Source organism: Xenorhabdus hominickii (assembly GCF_002632725.1).
Classification (GTDB): Bacteria; Pseudomonadota; Gammaproteobacteria; order Enterobacterales; family Enterobacteriaceae; genus Xenorhabdus; species Xenorhabdus hominickii.
Genome location: NZ_NJAI01000006.1, coordinates 317182 through 341201, shown reverse-complemented (window position 1 = coordinate 341201; position 24020 = coordinate 317182). Strand labels below are relative to the sequence as shown.

The 24020-nt window shown below is 39.0% G+C and carries 20 protein-coding genes; 12 read left to right on the top strand and 8 right to left on the bottom strand.

Annotated elements, in window-relative coordinates; all coding sequences use genetic code 11:
- A partial coding sequence (locus Xhom_RS18495) for an IS1 family transposase (RefSeq protein ID WP_244590775.1) occupies positions 1-130 on the top strand: 130 nt, incomplete at its 5' end.
- Between the two features lie 16 nt (positions 131-146).
- Here the strand turns inward: Xhom_RS18495 and Xhom_RS37085 are convergent.
- Positions 147-341, bottom strand: a complete 195-nt coding sequence (locus Xhom_RS37085) for a hypothetical protein (protein ID WP_069315671.1) — start codon at positions 339-341, stop codon at positions 147-149.
- Positions 342-409: 68 nt separating this feature from the next.
- Positions 410-835 carry an Arm DNA-binding domain-containing protein gene (locus tag Xhom_RS37080; protein ID WP_069315670.1) on the bottom strand — a complete coding sequence of 142 codons (426 nt, stop codon included), beginning with the start codon at positions 833-835 and terminating at the stop codon, positions 410-412.
- A 287-nt stretch (positions 836-1122) separates the two neighbouring features.
- On the opposite strand from Xhom_RS37080, the gene ydgH reads away from it, so the two are divergent.
- The 6 genes from ydgH to Xhom_RS18460 all read left to right on the top strand — a co-directional run bounded on the left by ydgH (position 1123) and on the right by Xhom_RS18460 (position 9743).
- Positions 1123-2076, top strand: coding sequence for a DUF1471 family protein YdgH (gene ydgH, locus Xhom_RS18485; protein WP_069315669.1), 954 nt, complete (start codon positions 1123-1125; stop codon positions 2074-2076).
- A 376-nt stretch (positions 2077-2452) separates the two neighbouring features.
- The gene (locus Xhom_RS18480; RefSeq protein WP_069315668.1) at positions 2453-3847 is read left to right on the top strand and encodes an amino acid permease; all 1395 of its coding nucleotides are present in this window, start codon (positions 2453-2455) and stop codon (positions 3845-3847) included.
- Positions 3848-4714: 867 nt separating this feature from the next.
- On the top strand, positions 4715-5245 hold the full coding sequence (locus Xhom_RS18475) for a fimbrial protein (protein WP_069315667.1): 531 nt from the start codon (positions 4715-4717) through the stop codon (positions 5243-5245).
- Between the two features lie 98 nt (positions 5246-5343).
- Positions 5344-6030, top strand: a complete 687-nt coding sequence (locus Xhom_RS18470; RefSeq protein WP_069318418.1) for a fimbrial biogenesis chaperone — start codon at positions 5344-5346, stop codon at positions 6028-6030.
- A gap of 85 nt (positions 6031-6115) precedes the next feature.
- Positions 6116-8692, top strand: coding sequence for a fimbria/pilus outer membrane usher protein (locus Xhom_RS18465; protein ID WP_069315666.1), 2577 nt, complete (start codon positions 6116-6118; stop codon positions 8690-8692).
- A 49-nt stretch (positions 8693-8741) separates the two neighbouring features.
- Entirely contained in the window at positions 8742-9743 is a 1002-nt protein-coding gene (locus tag Xhom_RS18460) for a fimbrial protein (RefSeq protein WP_069315665.1), read from the top strand.
- An 80-nt stretch (positions 9744-9823) separates the two neighbouring features.
- On the opposite strand, the gene hrpA is transcribed toward Xhom_RS18460, so the two are convergent.
- Positions 9824-13729 carry an ATP-dependent RNA helicase HrpA gene (gene hrpA / locus Xhom_RS18455; protein WP_069315664.1) on the bottom strand — a complete coding sequence of 1302 codons (3906 nt, stop codon included), beginning with the start codon at positions 13727-13729 and terminating at the stop codon, positions 9824-9826.
- A gap of 327 nt (positions 13730-14056) precedes the next feature.
- Here hrpA and Xhom_RS18450 point away from each other — a divergent pair, with 327 nt between their 5' ends.
- Positions 14057-14695: an FMN-dependent NADH-azoreductase gene (locus Xhom_RS18450; RefSeq protein ID WP_069315663.1), complete on the top strand. Its 639-nt coding sequence runs from the start codon at positions 14057-14059 to the stop codon at positions 14693-14695.
- A gap of 28 nt (positions 14696-14723) precedes the next feature.
- Here Xhom_RS18450 and Xhom_RS18445 read toward each other — a convergent pair whose 3' ends face one another.
- Genes Xhom_RS18445 through Xhom_RS18435 form a run of 3 tightly spaced genes read right to left on the bottom strand, consistent with a single transcriptional unit; the run spans position 14724 to position 17906 of the window.
- The gene (locus tag Xhom_RS18445; RefSeq protein WP_069315662.1) at positions 14724-15044 is read right to left on the bottom strand and encodes a YdbL family probable chaperone protein; all 321 of its coding nucleotides are present in this window, start codon (positions 15042-15044) and stop codon (positions 14724-14726) included.
- Between the two features lie 10 nt (positions 15045-15054).
- On the bottom strand, positions 15055-15234 hold the full coding sequence (locus tag Xhom_RS18440; RefSeq protein WP_232326349.1) for a YnbE family lipoprotein: 180 nt from the start codon (positions 15232-15234) through the stop codon (positions 15055-15057).
- A 41-nt stretch (positions 15235-15275) separates the two neighbouring features.
- On the bottom strand, positions 15276-17906 hold the full coding sequence (locus Xhom_RS18435) for a YdbH family protein (RefSeq protein WP_069315660.1): 2631 nt from the start codon (positions 17904-17906) through the stop codon (positions 15276-15278).
- 366 nt (positions 17907-18272) lie between these two features.
- Here Xhom_RS18435 and Xhom_RS18430 point away from each other — a divergent pair, with 366 nt between their 5' ends.
- Both Xhom_RS18430 and Xhom_RS18425 read left to right on the top strand, forming a co-directional pair.
- Positions 18273-19268 carry a 2-hydroxyacid dehydrogenase gene (locus Xhom_RS18430; RefSeq protein WP_069318417.1) on the top strand — a complete coding sequence of 332 codons (996 nt, stop codon included), beginning with the start codon at positions 18273-18275 and terminating at the stop codon, positions 19266-19268.
- 27 nt (positions 19269-19295) lie between these two features.
- The gene (locus tag Xhom_RS18425; protein WP_069315659.1) at positions 19296-19730 is read left to right on the top strand and encodes an META domain-containing protein; all 435 of its coding nucleotides are present in this window, start codon (positions 19296-19298) and stop codon (positions 19728-19730) included.
- Between the two features lie 470 nt (positions 19731-20200).
- Here the strand turns inward: Xhom_RS18425 and ghoS are convergent, their stop codons facing one another.
- Positions 20201-20599 (bottom strand): type V toxin-antitoxin system endoribonuclease antitoxin GhoS, encoded by a 399-nt coding sequence (gene ghoS, locus Xhom_RS18420; protein ID WP_232326274.1) that lies wholly within the window; start codon positions 20597-20599, stop codon positions 20201-20203.
- A gap of 121 nt (positions 20600-20720) precedes the next feature.
- Between ghoS and Xhom_RS18415 the strand changes: the two genes are divergently transcribed.
- Positions 20721-21524: an alpha/beta fold hydrolase gene (locus tag Xhom_RS18415; protein WP_069315657.1), complete on the top strand. Its 804-nt coding sequence runs from the start codon at positions 20721-20723 to the stop codon at positions 21522-21524.
- Between the two features lie 1257 nt (positions 21525-22781).
- Positions 22782-23174, top strand: a complete 393-nt coding sequence (locus Xhom_RS18410) for a hypothetical protein (RefSeq protein WP_069315656.1) — start codon at positions 22782-22784, stop codon at positions 23172-23174.
- A gap of 716 nt (positions 23175-23890) precedes the next feature.
- Here the strand turns inward: Xhom_RS18410 and Xhom_RS18405 are convergent.
- The coding region (locus tag Xhom_RS18405) for an IS1 family transposase (RefSeq protein WP_244590775.1) at positions 23891-24020 on the bottom strand (130 nt) is incomplete at its 5' end.

The window sequence follows — 24020 nt, the reverse complement described above, 5'->3', positions numbered from 1 at the left end:
AGAGAGAACGAATTTAACTCAGCGTACTCGAGTAAAAAGACTGAATAGAAAAACTATCAGTTATTCAAAATCCGAAGAAATGCACGATAAGGTGATAGGGACTTTTATTGAGCGTGAGTACTATTTTTGATATTCAATCTAACTATTTAATACATGACCAAAAGAACTGCTAATTCTTCTTCCTTTAGTGTTCTCCCGCCTGTTTCAATATCACCAGCTATATCAACTCCAGAATGCTTTTCAATCCCTTCTAGATCACTTGATATTACATCTGATAAAGGAGTGGCATCAATCATTTCTCGCCGAGCAGCCCATTTATGAGCTTTTTTAGCATATATCAATATACGCCTTCCTATGGTTGGAATTCGTTTAGAAATATCTTCAATTAAAGAAAGCCAAACATGTAACGTTACTTCGTCATGGGGCAGATCGCCAATTTTGGGAAAAACATGTATTTCGAAAGAACGTAAACTTCATCGGCGCTAACCCGGTTACTTTCCATTGCTGTATCCCACCACCTCCGAATAAGTCCTTCAACAGTTACCGCGTTCAGTGCTAATTCTTTACGGACACGCTTAATTACTTTAGGATTGCGGTGCTGTTCCAGTTCTCCGCGATAAGATATTACCAGATCACGAGCATCTTTTAAGCCGGTTGCTGGATATGTACCAATATCAATCCGATCTCCTTTTCCGTTCCAACGATACCTAAATTGAAATATAATTTTTCCTTTAGGTGTCACACGAACGGACAAGCCGTCTCTATCGGATTTAGTGATCATTCTTTCTTGGGATTTACCATTGGCAGAGCGAAGCCATGAGTCAGTAATTGACATAACATAGTCCTCAAAAAATAATACAGCTTTTAATGTAGTTTATGTACTCACATATGTACATTTTTTTCATGAAGTAAGATGAAGATCTATGAATAACATCGAATATTATAGGGGTGACAATGATTAAATAATGATTTAATATCATATAGATAAATTAAACTCCATGAATGAATATGTAAACGTGAGAATATATAGCATTATTACATGTAATAATTGCGGCCTATGTGATACATAACAATGTTCAGCACGTTATAAATATTTTAATGCGCAAGGCGAAAGGATTTTTTATGAAGCTGAAGACAACGTTCATCGCGGCAGCGGTGTTATCTTTAACCACAATGACTGCTGCGCATGCGGCTAAAGAATTGACTCCAGAGCAAGCCGCACAGCTCAAGCCATTTGAGCGAATCGCAGTTACTGGTCGTTTTAATGCAATTTATGAAGCTGCTGATGCAGTTTCCCGTCAAGCAGATAAAAAAGGCGCTGAGAGCTTTTATATTCAAAGCCTTGATGATCTCAATGGACGTGGTAATTTACGTGTTGTAGCCGATTTGTATCATAAAGATGCAGAAAAATTAGATAAAAAAACTGATTATCGTGTCTATCGTGGTATCAAAGAGTTACCTAAAACCGAAGCTGTCGCTTTGGAACCTTTTGATACTGTAACAGTGAATGGTTATTTCCCTACCGATCCTGATCTGAAAGAAGCCATCGCCAAAGCAGCCAAAAAGAAAGATGCCGCTTCCTTCTTTATTGTTCGTGACATTGCACCTAATAATGGTGGGAACCAAATAGTTACAGCTTATGTTTATAAAGAAGATGCGCCAAAACGTAAAATCCAATCTAATGATGCCGTGATCCCTGCTGATTCTGACTCAGGACGCCAAGCTTTGGCACAAGGTGGTGAAGAAGCGACTAAAGTTGAAATTCCAGGTGTTGCATCTTCAACTTCGGCGAGTAATGTCGTCGGGCGCTTTTTCGAAACTCAGTCATCAAAAGGCGGGCGTTACACTGTAACTTTACCTGACGGTACAAAAATCCAAGAACTGAATAAGGCGTCCGCCGCTCTGATGGTTCCGTTTGATTCTATTACTTTCTCTGGCTATTACACCACTGCCCCAGAAGTTTCTTATCAGGTTGCTAAGCGTGCCGCAGAGAAAGGTGCCAAATACTACCATGTCACTAGAGAATGGCAGTCTAATGGTGGTAATGTCACTATAAGTGCTGATTTATTCAAATAATAAAAACATTACTCATCAAAATATGGAAAAGGTGCAAATAAAAATATTTGTGCCTTTTTTATTTTATTTTCCACAAGTTAGAAATTTACTCACCAGCTAACACTTTGTGAGTTCCAAACAATCTGCAAAGCTATCTATAATCCATTTTCTTACTCCTCTTACATAATTTTGTGCATAAAATTTATATTTTTTTGCATAGTCACCCATTGCATACACTCCCTTCACTCCGTAAAATCTGCCTGTTTTTTTAGATTTATCTACTGAATCTTTCCTGCAATCCGTAGCATGGATGCAATAAATGTCCAATATGTGTTCAATATTCAGGACAAGTGTTCTAGTCAATTATATAGATTATATTACTTTTAGGAACGTATCTTTGGAAAAGAAATTAGGTCTCACGTCTCTAACAGCACTGGTACTCAGTTCTATGGTTGGGGCTGGAGTATTCAGCTTGCCGCAAAACATGGCGGAGGTAGGCAGTCCTGCTGCATTAATGATTGGTTGGGCAATAACTGGCATAGGTATTCTCTTTTTAGCTATCTCATTGCTTTTACTTTCACGTCTGCGTCCTGATTTGGATAGCGGTATTTTTACTTATGCAAGAGAAGGATTTGGAGAGTTAGTTGGGTTCTGCTCCGCATGGGGATATTGGTTTTGTGCCATTATCGCTAATGTTTCTTATTTGGTTATTGTTTTTGCTGCATTAAGCTTTTTCACTGATACCGAGCACTCAGTAATTCTCGGTGATGGGAATACGTGGCAATCTCTGATAGGTGAATCCATCCTGCTTTGGTTTGTTCATTGGTTGGTTCTTCGGGGTGTACAAACCGCAGCAGGCGTTAATCAATTGGCTACAATGGCAAAATTATTGCCATTGGGCATATTTATTATTTTGGCTGCCATTGCCTTTAAAATGGATGTGTTCACATTCGATTTCACTGGTGTGGAAATGGGCGTACCAGTCTGGGAACAAGTTAAAGATACGATGTTAATCACTTTGTGGGTTTTCATCGGTGTTGAAGGTGCTGTTGTTGTTTCGGGTAGAGCCAGAAGACGTAAAGATATCGGCATCGCAACCGTGCTGGCTGTTATTTCAGCATTAACTGTTTATGTGCTTGTTACCCTACTCTCTTTGGGTTTAGTCACAAGACCTGAGTTAGCAAGCATACGTAATCCTTCAATGGCAAATTTGCTGGTTGGATTAATGGGATCTGCGGGTGAAATTGTCATTATCGCGGGCTTGATTATTTCTGTTTGTGGCGCTTACCTGAGCTGGACAATCATGGCGGCAGAAGTCCCGTTTATTGCTTCACTACATGGCTCTTTTCCTAAGGTTTTCAATAAACAAAACAGTAAGAAAGCACCTAAATCTTCACTTTGGATAACGAACGGTGCAATCCAGCTTTCTTTGATTCTAATTTGGTTAAGTGGCAGCAATTACAATACATTGCTTTCAATTGCATCAGAAATGATCCTTGTGCCTTACTTTCTTGTGGGTGCATTTTTAGTGAAAGTTGCATTTCAACGTGGTAGTCGTGCTTTATTATCTATTGCTATGGGAGCTTGTGCTTATGGGTTATGGTTACTCTATGCATCTGGTTTGATGAATTTGTTACTTTCAGTCGTGCTATATGCGCCCGGGTTATTGGTTTTCCTCTATGCCCGAAGACAAGATAATGAAAGAACTCCACTAAACATAATAGAAAAATTGGCGATAGTGCTTCTTCTTCTTACCTCGCTCCCTTCCTTGTGGGTGCTAACGCAATATTAGAAACAAGCCATTCAGCTCAAACGTCGACTTACTAAGGGGAGAATTTATTTCTCCCCTTTTTGATAAAAACTGATCGTAAAATTGATTTCATCAAATTTTTTAGCATTATTGAATTTTTTATTTTTATATAGTATGTGATTTGATTTTTTGTTGAGGCTTCAGATTTCTTTTTCTTTTTTAATTTTATTAGTATGTTGTAACTAAATAAAATGAATGGGGTTAAAATACAATCTAAACATAAATATTTATTCTGTTTTTAATGTGACATTTTTGTTAAAAAAATAGCGTTTTCTTAGATCTGAAAATATACTGCTGAATATTGTTATAGGATAAGTTAATTTTTGCTAGATATCGTTGTTGGAATTTGGCTTAAGTATAGATAAAGTGACTGACTTATACGAAATACTCAAATTAAAAATGAGGCTACAAAACATTATTCACAAATACATAATATTTATGTTAAATAATGTGGCGGGAAAAGAAATAACCAATATTACCGTTTTTTGTCACATTTATTTTTACAGAATATCATCAATTAATAATTAAACTTATAAAACAGAATAAAAGTTCAATTGTATTTAAAAAAAGATCAGATTTATGAATAACAATTCTATTAATACGAACTACACAGGACAAAAGATCCGAATACCAAGATTAGTCAAGTTATTATTTTGACTCTTTCTAATTACTCGCTACTATATTCTCTCCATCATCTGTTGATAAGGAAACATAAGTTACTGTTTCTTTGTTATCTTTCTGATGTGAAATTAAACAACTCAACTGCTGTATTAATGTACGGTCTTAACATTAACTCAATAATCTATCTCTCTGTCGTATTAAATCGTCAGAGGCAGGATATATAACAAAATGAAAACCAAGCTAATTATTTCATCTTTATTTGTTTCTTCTGTATTTATGTCTACCGCTCATGCTTTTGATGGGCAAATCAAATTTACGGGAAAAATTACCGCTACGGCGTGTAAAGTTGATTCAAACTCAGCTAATCAAACCGTAAATATGGGAACTATTAGCTCAAGTGCATTCAATGGGCTTTATAGTACTTCTGCCCCTACTCGTTTTAATATTAAATTGACTGACTGTCCAAAAGAATATAATCAAGCTCAGGTCAAATTTGACGGACAAACGGACAGAACCAATAGCCGGTTTTTAGCGTTAAGCGGTAAAAACGGAGAAAATGTTGCCAAAGGTGTTGCAATCGCTCTTTATGAAGATAATAGTACTTCTTTGATAAGTATAGCAGAAAGTTCACATCCTCAACGTTTAAGTGGTCAAAAAACTGATGAGCTGAGTTTCGTTGCCAAATATATTGCTACAGCTGAGAAGGTAGAACCAGGGGCAGGTGACGCAGTAGCTAACTTCACTATTATCTATAACTAATTTTATCTATAACTCATTATTTATACCTAAAGGAGTTGATGGCAAGGAAGCCAAAGCAATACTAAACATAAAAAATAATATTGTTTGGAGCAATCACTTTGAAATATTTTCGCATTTTGATTCTTATTCTCATCTACATTTTCAGCACCAATACCTCTTTTGCGGGTATAGTAATTGGTGGCACGCGTGTTGTTTATATTAGTGATCAAAAAGAAGCCTCTATTTCCATTAACAATCCAGAAACAGATATTTCTTATCTTATTCAATCTTGGATTCAAGGCGAACATGATGAAACTAAAGCCGATTTTATTATCACTCCCCCACTTTTTAAATTAGCCGCTGGGAATGAAAATATTTTACGAATTGTTAAAACCGGAAATAATTTACCCGATGACAGAGAATCTTTATTCTGGCTCAATGTAAAATCTATTCCTGCTACAACCAAGTCGAAACAAAACCAATTGCAAATTACGGTAAAGTCACGGTTTAAGTTATTCTATCGCCCTGCTAACTTAGAAGATAATGCCAATATTGCTTATAAGACTCTAAAGTTCAAAACCGACGGTCATAAACTCATTGTCAAAAATCCAACGCCTTACTATATCTCTTTTTCTGAGTTGTCTACTGGTAATGACACGAAAAATTATGAAATCAAATCCCCAGGCATGGTCCCGCCTTTTGAACAATTGAGTTGGGATGTGCCTATTAAAAACATCAGGCAAGTGACTTGGAAAACTATTAATGATTTTGGCGGTGTAACGCCAGAAGAAAAAAGTACATTCTGAGCAAAAAACCATACCACTTATATGCCCAATAAATTTCAAGATGTAATTTGAAAGATAGAGGGTATATCAAAATTATAAAAGTATCATGGATAACTACCGTCATTATCTTCAACAAAATTTTTCTGATTATTGGGTGTTGTTTATCAAGCTAAGCCTGCGCTGCCTATATAATAGGGTGTTTTTTCTCTGCGCATTATTCACCATTTGTTTTTGGACTTATAACGATAAAACTTATGCTGAAGAGTATTTCAATATCAATGCGTTGGAAACCCATTCAGGTTTTCCAGAAGATATTGATTTGTCTTTCTTTACTCAAGATGAACAGCAGCCACCCGGCCGTTATTGGGTAGACATTTATCTTAACCGGGAGAAAATAGATACCGGAAATATCGACTTTATTATCATAAATAATAAGCTATCACCAAAACTTAAAATACAGAAACTCAAGGAAATTGGAGTGAATATTGAAACACTCCCCTTACTGCGTGATTTGCCACAAGATTCAGAGCTTGATGATATTAGTCAATATATTCCATCGGCATCATCCTCTTTTGATTTCAAACATCAACGGCTGGATATCAGTGTTCCACAAGCGGCATTGCATAATCAGGCCAGAGACTATGTGCCTCCACATTTGTGGGAACAGGGATTAACTTCCCTAATGGTCAATTATAGCTATAGCGGTTCTATGGCTTGGCAAGATGAGCAATCTGGTTCAACAAAAAACCATTTTCTCAATCTCAGAACAGGCGCTAACTGGGATGCTTGGCGTTTTCGGAATTATTCCACCTACAGCAGTCAAGAAAGAAAGTGGCAAAATCTCAATACTTATCTTCAGCGTGATATTCATGCACTGAAAAGCCAATTGACGTTTGGTGACAGTTATACCCCCTCACCCATTTTTGATGGCTTCCAGTTCCGCGGGATACAGTTGACTTCCGATGACAATATGTTGCCAGATAGTCTAAAAGGGTTTGCACCGACGATCAGAGGAATTGCACAAAGCAATGCCCAAGTAATCATTAAACAAAATGGCTACATTATCTATGAATCTTACGTTTCTCCCGGCCCTTTTGTTATCAATGATCTCTATCCAACAACTTCCACTGGTGATTTGGAAGTAATCATCAAGGAAGCCGATGGGAAAGAGCATCGTTCTGTGCAGGCTTTTTCTACTGTGCCTATCATGTTACGGGAAAATGGCCTGCGATATTCCTTGGCTCTGGGAAAGTACAAACCCAATTCTCATCGTAGTAAAGAACCGTATTTTATGCAGGGTACGCTGATATATGGTGTTTCCAACCATGTCACTGCATATGGCGGAACCACGCTAGCAAAAGATTATCAATCTATCGCTTTAGGCACAGGGTATAGCCTGTCTGATTGGGGTTCACTTTCTTTTGATGTAACCTATGCCAAAACCCGTTCAATATTCAACGACAGCTATTATGGCCAATCCTATCGCTTCCAGTATTCCAAAGATATTACTCAAACTGGCACTAGCCTCACTCTTGCTGGTTATCGTTATTCGACTCAAAATTTTTACGATTTTAAAGAAGCAAATAAATTAGATACTGGAAATGGCGGGAATATTCACAATAGCACCAATAAACGCAGCAAATTACAGCTGCATATTAACCAGCCTCTGGGTGATTTGGGGTCTATTTACTTATCAGCTTTACAACAGGATTACTGGCATCAGAAAGGCTATGAAAAAAATATCAGTGCGGGTTATAGCACAAATTATAATTCCATCAGCTATAACCTGAACTACTCCTACAATGCTTTCCCGGGTGCAAATCGCAATGAGAAGATTGTATCATTAAGCGTTCAGATCCCCCTTGATCGTTGGCTGAAAAATAGCTGGGTAAGCTATAACATGACCAGCAGAAAAAACAGCGATACTTCTCACCAACTCAGCTTAAACGGTACTGCTCTTGAAGATAACAAGCTGACTTATGGCATTCAACAAAATTATACTAATCACAATAAAAGTGCTGGCGGAAATATCAGTGCGGAATACAAAAATGCATATAGTCAAGTCAATGCTGGCTATAGTTACGACAAACATTCCAAGCAGCTAACTTATGGTTTAAATGGCGGACTCGTTGCCCATCCTTATGGTGTCACCTTTTCTCAATCTCTGGGAGATACGCTGGTACTGGTGCGTGCTAATGGTGCTCACGGTGTTAAAGTACAAAATCATACCGGTATCAAAACTGACTGGAAAGGTTACGCCATCGTGCCTTATGTCAGCAGCTATCGAAAAAACCGTATTGCCCTAGATACTTACTCAATGGGTAACAATGTTGATATTGATATCAACACGCAAACGATCATTCCTACCCAGGGCTCATTAACTCTGGCCAATTTTAAAACTCGTATTGGTTATCGGGTCTTAATGACACTTTCCCACCAAGACAGAGACATTCCTTTTGGCGCAACTGCAACATTGGAGCAACAAAATGAGAATGAAGCAGATGAGTCGAATAGTGCCATTGTCAGTAATGATGGGCAGGTTTATCTCAGTGGTATTCCTAAATCAGGCCGAATTTGGGTGAAATGGGGACACAAAAATGCTCAAGAGTGCCATGTTAATTATCAACTCCCAGATGAAATGCCTAAATCGGGTTTATACATACTGAACACGTCTTGTGAATAACGATGCGAGATATTTATTTGCTATTTTTAAATATTATGGAAGTTATTTTATGGTTAACGGTTTAAAATTACTAATGGTGAGTTTGTTTATCGGCGGCATGATGAACAGTTTTGCCAGCCAGGCAAATAATCAGTGTCACTATAATTCAGGTGTCACTGCCAAAACGACGACCCTCTCTCTTGGTACTATAGTCATCCCAAGAGATCATCCGATAGGAACGACTATCAAAGAAATTCTCATAGACCATGTCGATAATCAAGGAGATATCGCCTATTGCGACCGACCAACACAAGCTTCGTGGGATGAACCTGCTTTTGATCGAGCACACTATAACTATGATGCAATTTATGAATCCGGTGTGCCCGGTGTTGGGATACGCATCAATACATGGGGGCCGGGTTATGGCATAGACTGGTTACCTAGAGTCGTAGAATACCCACTTAGCTGTTACCCATCGCGTCAATCTCAATATAGAACACAGTATTGTGGAAAAACATGGGGTTACATAACGGTACAATTAATCAAAATTGCCCCTACTACAGGCTCAGGGCAGGTTGGGAACCAATTATTAACCAGAGCCAGATTAGGCAGTGATATTTCTATCCACTCTTTCTATTTGACAAATACTCGTATCATTACTCAAGGTTGTTCTTTCAAACAAAATACAACCATCGTTGATATGGGAAATGTCAAAATAAGTGAATTTCGTGGTGTTAACAGCACCGCTGGCGTAAGAGATTTCAATCTACAATTGGATTGTGATGCAAACCTCGATGTCGAGGTAACATTGGATGGGCGCCCTGCAAAAAATCATTCCAACGATACTTGGGCATTAGATTATAACCGTGACAACGTCATGGCAACCGGGATTGGTTTGCAGATTTTGTTTGGTAATAGACCACTATTGGTGCATCTCCCACTTAAATTTCGATCTAGCCAATACATAAGAAATTTCTCCATACCATTGCGTGCTCGTTATATTCAGACAGAGCCGCGAGTTACACCAGGCAAAGCAGATGTGACAATAACAATGTCGTTAACTTATCAATAGACAGCAGCCGACCGCCATAACAATAAAATGGCGGTCGACTTGGTTGCTTCTTCTTTAATCCTTTGAAAAATTCCTATTCCTCATGATGCGATATTTTCCATTGTCTGCAAAATACGCTTATCTGATATTGGATATGCCGTCCCCAATTGCTGAGAAAACAAGCTGATTCTAAGTTCTTCTATCATCCAGCGAACTTCTTTCACTTCTGGTAATTGTTTCTGCTGAATAGTGAGTTTTGCTTGCCATTGCTGCCACAAGCGTTGGATATTTTCAATCCGGCTCATATGTGCTCTATCTTTATTAGGATCAATTGCCAATTTTTCCAATCGGCGCTCAATACCATTCAGATAACGCAAAACATCAGCCAAACGCTTCCAACCGTGGGCGGTCACGAAGCCATTAAAGACCAAGCCAGAAATTTGCTCTTTAATATCCGATAACGCGAGTGCAAGCGCAATATCCACCCGCCCTTTCAGACGTTTATTAATGGCAAAGACTGCCGTCAGGATCTGTTCCACCTGTTTAGCAATATCAACGACTGCATCATTCAAATCAGCACGCACTTTATCCTGCAAACAGGAAAATGCTTGTTCATTCCAAGCCGGCCCACCATTTTCCGCAGTTAATCTATCCACGCCACAGGAAATACAATCATCAATCAGATCCAACACTTTTCCATATGGGTTGAAGTACAAACCCAGTTTGGATTTGTTTGGTAATTTTTCATGCAGATATTTAATCGGTGATGGAATATTCATCAATAACAGGCGGCGTGTACCTTCCCACATCGCATTTTGCTGTTCGGATTCGGTTTCGAACAGTTTAATGCCAATGCTGTCTTTTTCATCCACTAAGGCAGGAAAAGCCTTAACTGAGTAACCGCCACGCTTTTGTTCATAGCACTCAGGTAATTCCCCAAAACTCCAAATATGCAGCCCGCTTTGTTCAATACCATCATCCGCAACAGCCGAAAGTGTTTCCTGAACCTTGCCTTTCAATTTTAGTTTTAGTGCTGAGAGATCTTTGCCTTCTGCTAATGGCTTGTTTTTCTCATTAAGAACGCGGAAGGTGATTTTCAGATGATCAGGCACCTGCTCCAACTGCCAATCATCACGTGACACCGTCACTCCCGTCATACGGCGTAGCTCTTTCTCAAGGCTATCCAACAACGTAGTTTGTGGCTGTGTGACCCGCTCCAAAAATGCCTGCGCATAGTTAGGGGCGGGTACAAAATTACGGCGTACTGGTTTCGGTAATGATTTGATCAATGCAACAACCAATTCATGGCGAATACCCGGAATTTGCCAGTCGAATCCTTCATCTTTAACTTGATTCAAGACTGGCAATGGAATATGCACAGTAACGCCATCAGCATCAGTTCCCGGTTCAAATTGGTAGCTCAAACGGAATTTCAAATTATCCTGATGCCAATAATTCGGATAATCCAATGCGCTGACTTTATCGGCATCTCCCTTGATCAGCATGCTCTTTTCAAAGTTCAGCAATTCCGGCTGATCTTTACTCGTCAATTTCCACCAATGATCAAAATGGCGAGACGAAACGACATCGTTGCCAATACGTTGGTCATAGAAACTGAACAGAGTTTCATCATCTACCAAAATATTCCGTCGACGGGATTTATGTTCCAGCTCTTCAACCTCTTCACGCAATTTAAGGTTAGCGCGGAAAAATGAGTGACGTGTCTGCCAATCACCCTCAACCAGTGCATGACGGATAAACAGTTCGCGACATAACATAGGATCAAACTGGCTATAATTGATCAAACGCCCTGTCACAATCGGCAAACCATACAGAGTCACTCTTTCTGTTGCCATCACCGCGCCCTGTGATTTCTGCCAGTGTGGTTCACTGTAATGATGCTTAATTAAATGAGCAGCCAGTGGTTCTATCCATTCCGGTTCGATACGTGCGGCAATACGCCCCCATAATCGGCTGGTTTCCACTAATTCAGCAACCATCCCCCATTTGGGTGGCTTTTTAAATAAGCCTGAACCCGGAAAAATCGAAAAACGAGCGTTGCGAGCACCAGTATATTCCTGTTTATCCGTGTCTTTCTGCCCAATATGGGATAGCAAACCGGTCAGCAAAGCGATATGAATGCTCTGATAATCCGCTTCCTGACTGTTAATTGGTATACCTAGTTCTTTTACAACCTGCCGAAGTTGAGCATAAATATCCTGCCATTCTCTGACCCGAAGATAGTTCAGATAGTCCTGACGGCAAAGTTTACGGAGCTGGGAGCTGGAAAGCGCTTTCTGCTGTTCAATCAGAAAATCCCATAATTTCAGGAAGGCAATGAAATCGGAATCTTTGTCGGCAAAACGACGATGTTTTTCATCAGATGCCTGTTGTTTTTCCAGTGGTCTTTCCCGTGGGTCTTGAATCGACAACGCCGATGTGATCACCATGACTTCACGGACACAACCGTGTGCTCTAGCTTCCAATACCATGCGGGCCAAACGCGGATCGATGGGTAACTGTGCCAATTGCCGCCCCATTGTCGTCAAACGGTAAGCCCCCTCTGACAGTGATTCAGGATCAATGGCTCCCAACTCTTCCAACAGGCGGACACCGTCTTGAATATTGCGTTTGTCGGGCGCTTCAACAAAGGGGAATGCGCTGACATCTCCCAAGCCAATCGAAGTCATCTGCAAAATAACAGAGGCCAGATTGGTACGCAGAATTTCTGGATCAGTAAATTCTGGACGTGATAAATAGTCATCTTCCGCATAGAGACGAATACAAATACCGTCTGAAACACGGCCACAACGCCCTTTCCGCTGATTGGCTGATGCCTGAGAGATAGGTTCAATTGGCAAACGTTGTACTTTGGTTCGGTAACTGTAACGGCTAATACGCGCAAAACCGGTATCAATCACATATTTGATACCAGGTACTGTCAGTGATGTTTCCGCTACATTGGTTGCCAAGATAATCCGGCGCCCAACATGAGACTGAAAAATGCGATTCTGCTCGCTGTTTGACAGCCTCGCAAAGAGTGGCAAAATTTCAGTATGCGGGAAATTCTGCTTATTGAGAGCATCTGCTGTATCACGGATTTCCCGTTCACCACTCATGAAAACTAATATATCGCCTGAGCTTTCACGCCCCAATTCATCTACAGCATCAATGATGGCCTCAAGCTGATCACGATCAGTGTCATTATCGTCACCCGCCACTGGACGGTAACGTACTTCTACCGGATAAGTCCGCCCAGACACTTCAATAATCGGTGCATTGTTGAAATGACGTGAAAAACGTTCAGGATCAATGGTTGCAGAAGTAATGATAACTTTCAGATCAGGACGTTTCGGCAATAATTGACGCAGGTAGCCAAGAATAAAATCAATATTCAGGCTGCGCTCATGAGCCTCATCGATAATCAATGTATCGTATTGCAACAGCAAGCGATCTTGCTGTAATTCCGCCAGCAAAATACCGTCAGTCATCAATTTGACCAAAGTATTTTCACTGACTTGATCATTAAAACGGACTTTATAACCCACCGTCGAACCAAGCGATGTTTCCAGCTCATCCGCAATACGGTTAGCAACGGAACGGGCCGCCAAACGACGAGGTTGAGTATGACCGATCAGCCCTTTAACTCCCCTACCCAATTCAAGACAGATTTTTGGAATTTGGGTCGTCTTACCCGAACCAGTTTCCCCGGCAATGATAACAACCTGATTATTCTGAATAGCTTTGTAAATATCGTCTTTCTTCTGGCTAACAGGTAGGTTTTCAGGGTAGTTAATTGCAGGACATGCCGCTTGGCGATTAGTGACTTTCTGTTTTGCTGCGGCAATATCCTCAGAAATGGATTGTACGACAGCCTGCAAGGAGGATTGATTCTTAATTTTTACTGCTCCATGCAGACGTTTTTTCAAACGGAACTGATCTCGCAGCGATGTGTGATCAAGTTCAGCGAATAATTCAGCGAAAGGTGCTGTCAAAGGTGATTCCACTGTGATAAATCCTTGTGACTTTTTTAACTGAGTAGCGCTGTCTTTGCAGGCTCAGAGGATGGTTTATTATGACTTAACTATTAGAAGTGTAACATATCTTATGCAGCTCAATGTACCCCATATATATACTACATTCGGTCAATTTTTAGCTTCATTGATTGCATAATATGGATTGCATATTATGTACCCTCTACTAATCATTCAATAAATTTGAATACCAATCTCGAAATATTACGCTGTTGTTTGAACGATACTCTTCCTAAAATAGCTAGCACATTAACACTATTAGCAACATATTAACTTTCCTGAGTTAATAAGGAATTCAAAATGAGTAAAGTTCTGGTATTGAAATCCAGCATTCTGGCGCAATCATCTCAAAGCAACAAAATGGCCGATTATTTCATTGATAATTGGTTGGCTAACCACAAAGATGATTCTATCACTGTGCGCGATTTAGCTACAAACCCAGTTCCGCTATTGGATGGAGAGTTAATCGGCGCCTTGCGCCCAAGTGATGCAGAACTGACAGAACGACAAAAGTCAGTGCTAGCCTTGTCAGATGAATTGGTTGCGGAATTAAAAACGCATGATGTTGTTGTCATCACGGCTCCAATGTACAACTTTACTATTCCAACTCAATTAAAAGCTTATTTTGACCTGATCGCCCGAGCAGGCATGACTTTTCGTTATACCGAAAAAGGCGTCGAAGGTTTACTCAAAGGCAAGCGCGCTATTATTTTAGCCAGCAGTGGCGGTATTCATAAAAACAGCCCGACTGACTTGATGACACCCTATTTACGTCTCTTTCTCGGATTTATCGGCATGACTGACGTAGAATTCGTATTTGCAGAAGGTTTGGCTCTGGGTGCAGATTCTGCAAATCAAGCTCACCAAAATGCCCGTGATACAATGAATAATGTCATAGAAAAAATGGCTCAGGCGCAATTAGAAGACATCGTTGCCTGATCAAGCTTAAGTGCGCCAACCGGCGCGCTTATTTCTTTACCCAATTTCCATTAATGCCAAGCACATATTCCCCTGTCTCTGCGCGATTCACCAATTTCTCACCCGCCATTTTTGCAACTTGATCCGTTGTCATGTTATTTTGAGCAGCAATTTCAGCGTATTTCTTTTTCCGCTCCCCGTTAATTTTTTTGATCACAGATTGGGCATCTCGGGTATTTTTTACGGGTGCTAAATAGCCACTGAATGTTTCTCCCACCACCCCTTGTTGTTTCGCTTCATTCAGTGTCATACTCATGACAAAAGAACTGAATAGCAGACTTAGCAAAAATATCATTCCTGCTTTTTTCATATTCTAGCCCTTAGAATAAATTGGAGTTATTTTTGAGCATATCTTCAATTTGCCTATCAACTTTAATATGAATTTCATGCTCAATTTTCACGTTCATATTGATATTGATTGGCTTATCCGGCGTTGCCATTTCCAGCCTGATACATCCAGACAAAACCAGGCTAATCAACATAATACTGACCAATATCATGCTCACCCTGAGCGTCGGTAAACTGAATCCAGTTTGTGTTATCATTGATCACTCCCGTTTACAGATACATTTTTCTGTAACCATTCTTCCAGATTACTGCCAAAACTCAAACTACACCATAACTGAAAAACATTCTCCTCATGACGATAGTTAAGTCTAACTTCACGCTTTCTATCAACCACAGGATTAACCCCACTGATTTCTGATTGCAACGTCAAAATTCCCAAATTATTGAGAGTAACATGGGCTTTTGAACGACTAATTTCTAAATAACGCAGCCAATCCATTGCAATACCTGCCGATAAATTATTTTTTCCTATGGAATCAACCGTGTCTTTATCCAGTCTCAATGTCAAATACCCTTCATTAGATACCCACCCTTGCTGAATAATCCAGTATTCATTATTTAATAATACGGGTAATTCACCACTGATCTTTCCTGACATCGCCATTTGTTTGACTTTTAATACACCGAACAATTTACTCAGATTGAGTTTGTCAAACCTCAATACAGCCGCTTCTTTTTGTGGGATCTGTAACTTATTCATTTTTAATTTACCATCCAGCATATCAACATTCACGTTGATTAATACCAATGGCAATTTGTCAGTTGGAGGATAAAAACCCAGTAGATCGGCTGTCACGTTTTGCATATCAAACAGCCCTTTAAATGATTTGATCCGGAGCTGAACCGGTGATGTCGTCCCCAATTGCCAAGTATGCTCCTGTAAACGCCATGGTAAAACAAAGTCCAGACCGTAAACTTGCCCATTCTTCAGCCAAATACCCGCATCTTTCACTACCCAGTGACCACCAGCACGCACACCCTGCCCTTTCGCTGCCGAAAAAGCGGCTTGGGCGTAAATATTCCCACCACGTACCGTCATTCCCAAATCGGGGGGAATTAAAGACTGAAATGCTAATAAAGATTGCCGTGGCCAACGGGCCTCACCTCGTAACCGCTCACCATCCCAACGCCCATAGAGCGGAATGGGACCAATACCTTTGGAATGCAGTTTTCCACTGAACATAAAATTATCCGGTGATTGCCCGGTAAGAGTCACCTTAAAATCAAAAGGTGGTAAAAAGCCACCGGAACGAAATTTTGTTTTTTGAGCGGATAATTGTAAATCCCCAGTGAATATTGGTCGGCTTGCATCGCGTTCCCAAACTAATGGCTTGGTCAGTTTTAAACGTGGGGATTTCATCTGCACAAGGCCATATTGGATGAGATCAAACCCTGTATTTAATGCATTCACCGTTATCTGTGATTGGTTCCAGTTTCCGGTGCCAGCAATATCCCATTTGGCATGTAGCGGTGGTAAATATCCATTGCCCCAATAACGCCATTTCCAATTTCCATGAGCGGGCATGAAATCTTCGGCATACCCATCCAAATGTAGTTTAATTCTTCCCCAATAACTGTCTTGTGCTGCCACAATTGCCTGAAGACGACCAGTAAAACCTTCACGGGTCAAATAAGTACCTGCCAAGGGTAAGCGTGCCTCTTGAACGGTAAAAGTTTTACTGACTTTTCCCCATGCCCGAAACAATGCACCTGGCTTAAATGTTATTTTAGGCGAGATCAACGGCCCAGTTATAACAGCAGGTAATGACATGGTCATTATCATCTGACTGTGATTCATTTGACCTGTTAACTGAAACGGAATATGGGCATTGTTTACATTAATCAGTGTCGGTTGGAGTGAGAGTACAACATTGCCTTTACCCTGTTCATTTTGAGTGATTAAATTTATCCGTCCGCTGACAGACATACCCGCCAAACCTTTTTTCCACTGGTCTAGCGTGATGTTCACTCTCCCAGATAAGGGTTGACTGGCATCCTGCCATTGCCATTTACCGTCAGTTATCAACCATTGGGATTCATTGAATGACCAGGGTAACTCCGCCAGTAACTGTTTTTTCTTTTCTTCAAAAACAGTGAGTACTCCACTTTGCTTTTGCCATTTCAATGCAATTTGCAATGGTTCGGGATACTGATTTAGTGATAAATATGCTGTGATTTGCCCTTGATTGGGCAACGATTCAGTATCCAAAGGCAGTGTGATATCCCCATTCAAGTCGATTTCCTGATCGGACAGTTTCACAAAAAATTGGTGAATAGTGAGCGTTTTTTTATCTGCAATGTGAGCATTTAGCTTCAGTTGCTCACTTTGATAAGAAAGCGTTGATCCCTGAGATGATGAACCAAATTGAAGTTTTCCGGCAAACTCCTGCCATGGCATAAGAGCAAAACGCTCAACGACAAGGTTAATCGAAGGGATAGAAGATAATATCTCTTGAACGGATTTTTGAGCGAATGGTTCTGACTGTTTTTCGGTAGTCGGTAGTTGTCCGAAACACTGACTTTGGCTATCAATATTGGCAACATGGATATTCCAATAATGCTTTTCTGTATTTCTCCGATGTGGGTAGCCCACAGATATTCCTGATGCGTTGATCAACTCACACTCTTTTGCCATCAATGACAATCTATCCAGCCATAATGCATTATTTTTCAATTCTGGTTGGCTTAAAGAAAGAGTGACTCCCTGTGGTAACCAATGGCTGGCAATCAATGGCAGCCAGCGTGGAAGTGTATGCCAACCCGCCAACACCAATAACACCAGCAGCGTCATCATCACTACTAACATTTTTAATATTTTGGTCATCAATCCGTATCTCTTCTTTTCAAGCTGAGAGCAACTTCCTGTTATGATAGTCTCATATCAGGCTCTAAGCCGATTTATTATATACCCAGTAGATTCCGAGTTGTATCAAAGCTGAAATTGAATAAATCCCCAAAAACATAACGAACTATGTAACCGGGTGAATGAATACAGCCAACAACGAGACAACTTGAAACGGTATATAAGCTATTAACAGGAATAGCTTATCAGGTGATTTATTCGAGTATAGCGAGGGATAACGCTTGGAACCTTCAGTAGACGTTATTATTGCTGACAATTTATGCAGCAAAATGCATTTAATGAATGGCTCGAATGATCTTACAGTTACTGTATGGCGGAGATGTTGTTATGAAATTGGTTGTTTACAGCACAAAGCAGTATGATCGTAAACATTTTGAAATGCTCAACCAAAAACTTGGCCTTGGCTACCATATTGAGTTCTTTGATTTTCCCCTAAGCCCACAAACTGCAAAAAATGCCATTGGCACAGATGCTGTTTGTATTTTTGTCAACGATGATGGCGGACGTGAAGTCTTGCAAGAATTGGCAGATATGAACATCAAAATCTTGGCATTACGTTGTGCCGGATTCAACAATGTTGATATGGATACAGCCAAGGAGTTAGGCATTCAAGTTGTTCGCGTACCAGCTTATTCACCTGAATCAGTGGCTGAACACACGGTTGGGTTGATGCTGTGTCTGAATCGGCGCATTCATCGTGCTTATCAACGCACCCGAGATGCTAACTTCTCCCTTGAAGGACTGACCGGTTTCAATATGCATAAACGTACCGTGGGTATTATCGGTACAGGAAAAATCGGCCTTGCTACTCTAAGAATTTTGAAAGGCTTTGGTATGCATTTACTGGCACATGATCCCTATCCTAATCCAGAAGCCTTGGATATGGGCGTAGAATACGTGGATTTAGATACTTTATACGCTGAATCTGATGTTATCTCCTTACATTGCCCTATGACATCAGAAAACCATCACTTATTGAATGAAACGGCATTTAGTAAAATGAAAGATGGTGTGATGATTATCAATACCAGCCGAGGCGCCCTAATTGATTCCATTGCAGCCATTAATGCCTTGAAACAACAAAGAATTGGCGCTTTAGGTATGGACGTTTATGAAAACGAGCGCGATTTATTCTTTGAAGACAAATCCAATGACGTTATTCAAGATGATATTTTCCGCCGTTTGTCTTCCTGCCATAATGTACTGTTCACTGGTCATCAGGCATTTTTGACAGAAGAAGCATTAACCAGCATTAGTGAAACGACTTTACAAAATATTCAGCAATTAACCTCCGGCGAGACTTGTCCGAATATTGTTGGATAATCTCAACGAGCATCATCAGGAGATCAAATGAAAAAAGCGATTCCGTTTGTGGTCGCCACTCTGCTACTCACAGCGTGTCAATCTTCAGGAGTTAGCGCCACAGGGAATGTTACCGTCAGAGATCTACAAAACCATCATTTTGCTTTGGTCAGTGTCAATAGTGAGGAAGTGTCAAATAAAGAAGACAGTAAGCTTTCCATTACATTTAATGAAAAAATGCTTATTTCGGGTGCCATGTGCAACAATTTCATGGGAGAAAGCAAATTAAAGCACAACATTCTGACAGTCAAGCATTTAGCCAGTACCCAAATGTACTGTGTCAATGAAAAGCTTAATCAGTGGGATCAGGTGATCAATGACGTGCTGACTAAAGGAGCAAAAGTCAGCTTAAAAGGCGAGCAACTTACATTAATTAATGGCAAAAATACATTGATTTATACTTTGTGGAATATTGCCCAGTAAGCGCATTTATGTGAAGTCGTTCAAGCACCATCTGATATCACATTTTTCCCACGTCAACTTCTTCACACTTATATAATTTCTTGATTACCCAGTATAATACTGGGTAATCTGTTAATTCTGCGTTCAAATTTGTTATGACAGCATAAAACCAATCGTCAGTGTTACGACAACCCACACCCCTACAAACGTTATATAGCTCATCCATCTATTATTCATATTTACTTCCCTCATTATCAAACAAGCCTCTATAGCTGCGCGGTAGTGGCCTTAACTGTTTGATACAAAAACCGTACCAACAGTACTCCATATATATTTGGTAACCAACATAAGTACCATTCTAATATTTATTACAATTGGTTCGGAATTAACCGAGTTGTTGCAAGAATCGAACAATATATAAACGACGAGTTCAAACGATACAAGAAATTAAAACCAGGCAGGGCTAATAATCTAGCCTGCAATTTGTACAATCACTCACCTGATCCAGATTCAGTGTGTTGTTTTTCAGGATAAAGTGATGCGCTCCAGTTACTGTACGTACAGACAAATATTGCTGGATCTTTATTCGAGAACGGTGTAGCCATTGATTTGATTTTTTCAGCTAATTCAATAGATTCTAGCTGGGAGTTACCAACATAAGTTCCACTAGGGAGACGGTGCCACTTCCCGTTAGGAAAACGGATAGATTGATTGAATTGATTCGCCGTCATCCTTTTATGCAGTTTTTCATAACCGTCAGAACCTGTACCATAAAGTTCCACACGAATCAAATAACTTGCCATTTCTCTTTCCTTGTATTGACCATTGAACAAACAAGTTATCAGTTTTTCTTGACTGTTTAAAGTTGGAAAAACAACAGAAAAACTCACAATTACTTGACCTGATTTTGCTCTGATTATATTAGAGTTCTAACTTATTATTTAGTATGCTCTTTTGGGTCTATCTTTTTTTTAAACAAAAATAATAAGCTAGAGTTAAAGGAGACAAAAAATGAAGCCCCAAAATGAGCACCAACACAATCACAAATACAGCAATGTCATCCTTGAAGGCAAGGGAAAAGCTGTGGTTATGGTACATGGCACAATGATGGACAGAACCATGTTCGCTCCACAGATACAGGCAATCAAGGACGGTTATTGCGCGATTGCTTATGATCAAAGAGCCCGTACACCTGCATACAACACGCCCTATTATCTCAAAGATCTCGCTGATGACTGTCGGTCACTTCTTGATGATTTAGGTATAGAGAAATGTGTGTTATTGGGTATGTCGATGGGGGGCTATATGGCCACCGAATTTATTCGTCATTTTTCTGATCGCGTAGAGGCCTTGGTTATGGTGGGCTCCAAGCTTGGATCGTACTCTCAAGAAGAGCAAGAACTCTATATGAAAGAGTTTCACAAATTTGATTACGATGGTTTCGTATCACAGGAGTTGGCACGCGAAGCAGCCTCATTTATTTTAGGCTCCTATACACTTAAAAACAATCCGGTACTGGTATCTGACACTCTGCAAAGTTGGACAAAACTGCCAGCCAAATCAGTATTGAGTGAAGTGCAAAGCTGGATAGGAAAAGACGATTACACAACTACAGCCCGTAATTTTGGTAAGCCTGTACTTGTTATTCATGGAGAAGATGATCAGGCAATTCCTGTTGAAAAAGCAACAAATGTGATGGAAAAAGCCTTTCCAAATGTTGAAATTGTACGTATTCCCAATGCCGGTCATACCGTAAACCTTGAGGCTCCAGAGCGTACCAATGAAGTACTGCGTAGCTTTCTGGATAGCCTGTAAATTAATAAAATATTTCTGGATACGAAATATATAGACATCGGTGATATGTTCTACTTACAGAGCAATTACGATAGCTTGGTGGCACTAAATCCTTTAAATATTAATTAGTAAAGTAACTTGCCACAAAAATTGTACCAACAGCACTCCATATATATTTAGTAACTAACATAAGTAACATTCTAATATTTATTACAATTAATTAAGAATGAACCAAATTGCTGCAGGAATCGAATAATGTATAAACGACGAATTCAAACAACACAAGAAATTAAAACCAGACAGGGCTAATAATATAGCCTGAAATTCGTACAATTACTCACCTGAGCCATTTTGTCTTGGATCACAAAAAACCTTCTCATTCAGGGCAAAATCGCGGATTTTTTGATTAAAAAAACACCCGCCATCTTGTCATAAATATTGATGACGCTGATTGTGATTACTTTTGCAAGCAAATTTATTATGGCTACCGTATTAATCATCCAGTATTGCTATATTCATTAAATTACAATCTACTGCTCGGCCTAATAAGTAATGCTCTTGACAGTGTTTTTTTTGAGGAGAGACGTAGAGTATTTTTATTCCATAGCACAAAAATCGTAATAAAAACTTGTTACGGTTTTAATTACTACAATTTCGTTATCCATTATTCAACACTAATATAATCGAAAGTGTTTTATAAAATCCCATCATGTTAGACAGTTATCACACATCACATCTAAAATATTTTAGATTATTGTTGCATGACATTGTCATGTGTATTATTTATAGAACACACCTTTACTGGAATGGTGGTTTTTTATTTCAATCTATGTTACATAACTACTGAAATATATTTCTTTATTCATCAGATGTTCCAGTGATTGTTATCACAATACTCCAGATAATTATTTCATTGCAAATAATAATACGTATATTAGCCATGAAAAACCATTTTTTATTTACATTATTTTCAAGCCAACTCCAATCACAAATAATATAACACCCACTAAATTTATAATTAAAAATTCATTATTAAGGAGATTCTAATTTGATACAACACTCATTTATTTTATTAGTAATAAATTTCACATGTTGTAATTTTTTATGAACTATCAATTTGGCAAAGCAGCTTCTCATCGTTAATATGATGAAACTTTTTATTGTCAAAATATTAGACCAACATCTACTTAAAAAAGAAAAGGTTATTATATATTAAAACATGAATTGCATGTATTAATACAGAAAACATCTTTTTAAAACATAATATTGAGGTTAAGCATGAAAGATGAAAAATTCGCACAAAATATAATTGCATTATCAATTAAAAATGCAGGTTATAATTCAATTTTTGATATTTGCCGTCATAGTCACGTTTCATTCTCTCGTTCTTTGCAAGGTGTATCAGCACTTACATCATTGATGGTATATAAAGAAGCAAGGAATCGCAGTGAGATTTTAAAGTTGATAGTAGGTAATTCCAATGATAAATCTACACATAATGAGAACAGTGTAATGAGTGATGAAGTAATTTCAATTGACTCACTATTTACCGACTCATCGCAACATTTATTAGAAATTGCCTCGGGTAAAGCATTCCCGTCAATGGATATTAATGCTCGAGAGTCTTTTTCTGAATATCGCATTCAAATTATTTTTTATCACTTGATGTAACATATAATAACTAAAATACCCCCTATTTAAGATAACGACAGCATCACTATCTAGATATCTAAAGTGTTTTTCTGCACAAGCTCTCTCGTTATTATGATTAACAAAATCAATATTATATATAATTGAATTCAATATATCATAAAGGCAACTCATCATCGCATAGGGATAATATCTGGATGTTTTTTGCGTGACCCGATAGCCATTATTGATAAGTTTTCTGGGAACATTTAGTTTTGAACCATCAATAGCAAAAAGCCGGTGTCTCTTCCATGTTGTTAGGCGAGAATCCTTCTCCCAGACAGATACGATATCTTTGTTTATAGTTTTAATAGCATCATCAGGTAATTTTATTCTGGCTTCGCACATCGATGAAGCAGAGATAGGATTATATTGCGGAAGTGATATTTTTTCACGAATGCAGTCATCCCATATTTCATTGATAATATAAAAATATCCATGATTATTCTTTCCTGATATAATTTTCATTAGGAAATGAATAATCAGTTTTGTATCAATTATTCTCTTTCTTTTTTGCCAAGATTTATCAATTCTTGAACATGAATTAAAAAAGTTTTGTTTAGGCGTTGATAGATATTCATGATTCTCTCCCCCATTTAAACTTTATGTTTATAACATAATTATTTCCTTAACCGAATGCCATTGATAAGCTGGAACCACCGAAAACTTGGTCATGTATTAAATAGTTAGATTGAATATCAAAAATAGTACTCACGCTCAATAAAAGTTCCTATCACCTTATCGTGCATTTCTTCGGATTTTGAATAACTGATAGTTTTTCTATTCAGTCTTTTTACTCGAGTACGCTGAGTTAAATTCGTTCTCTCT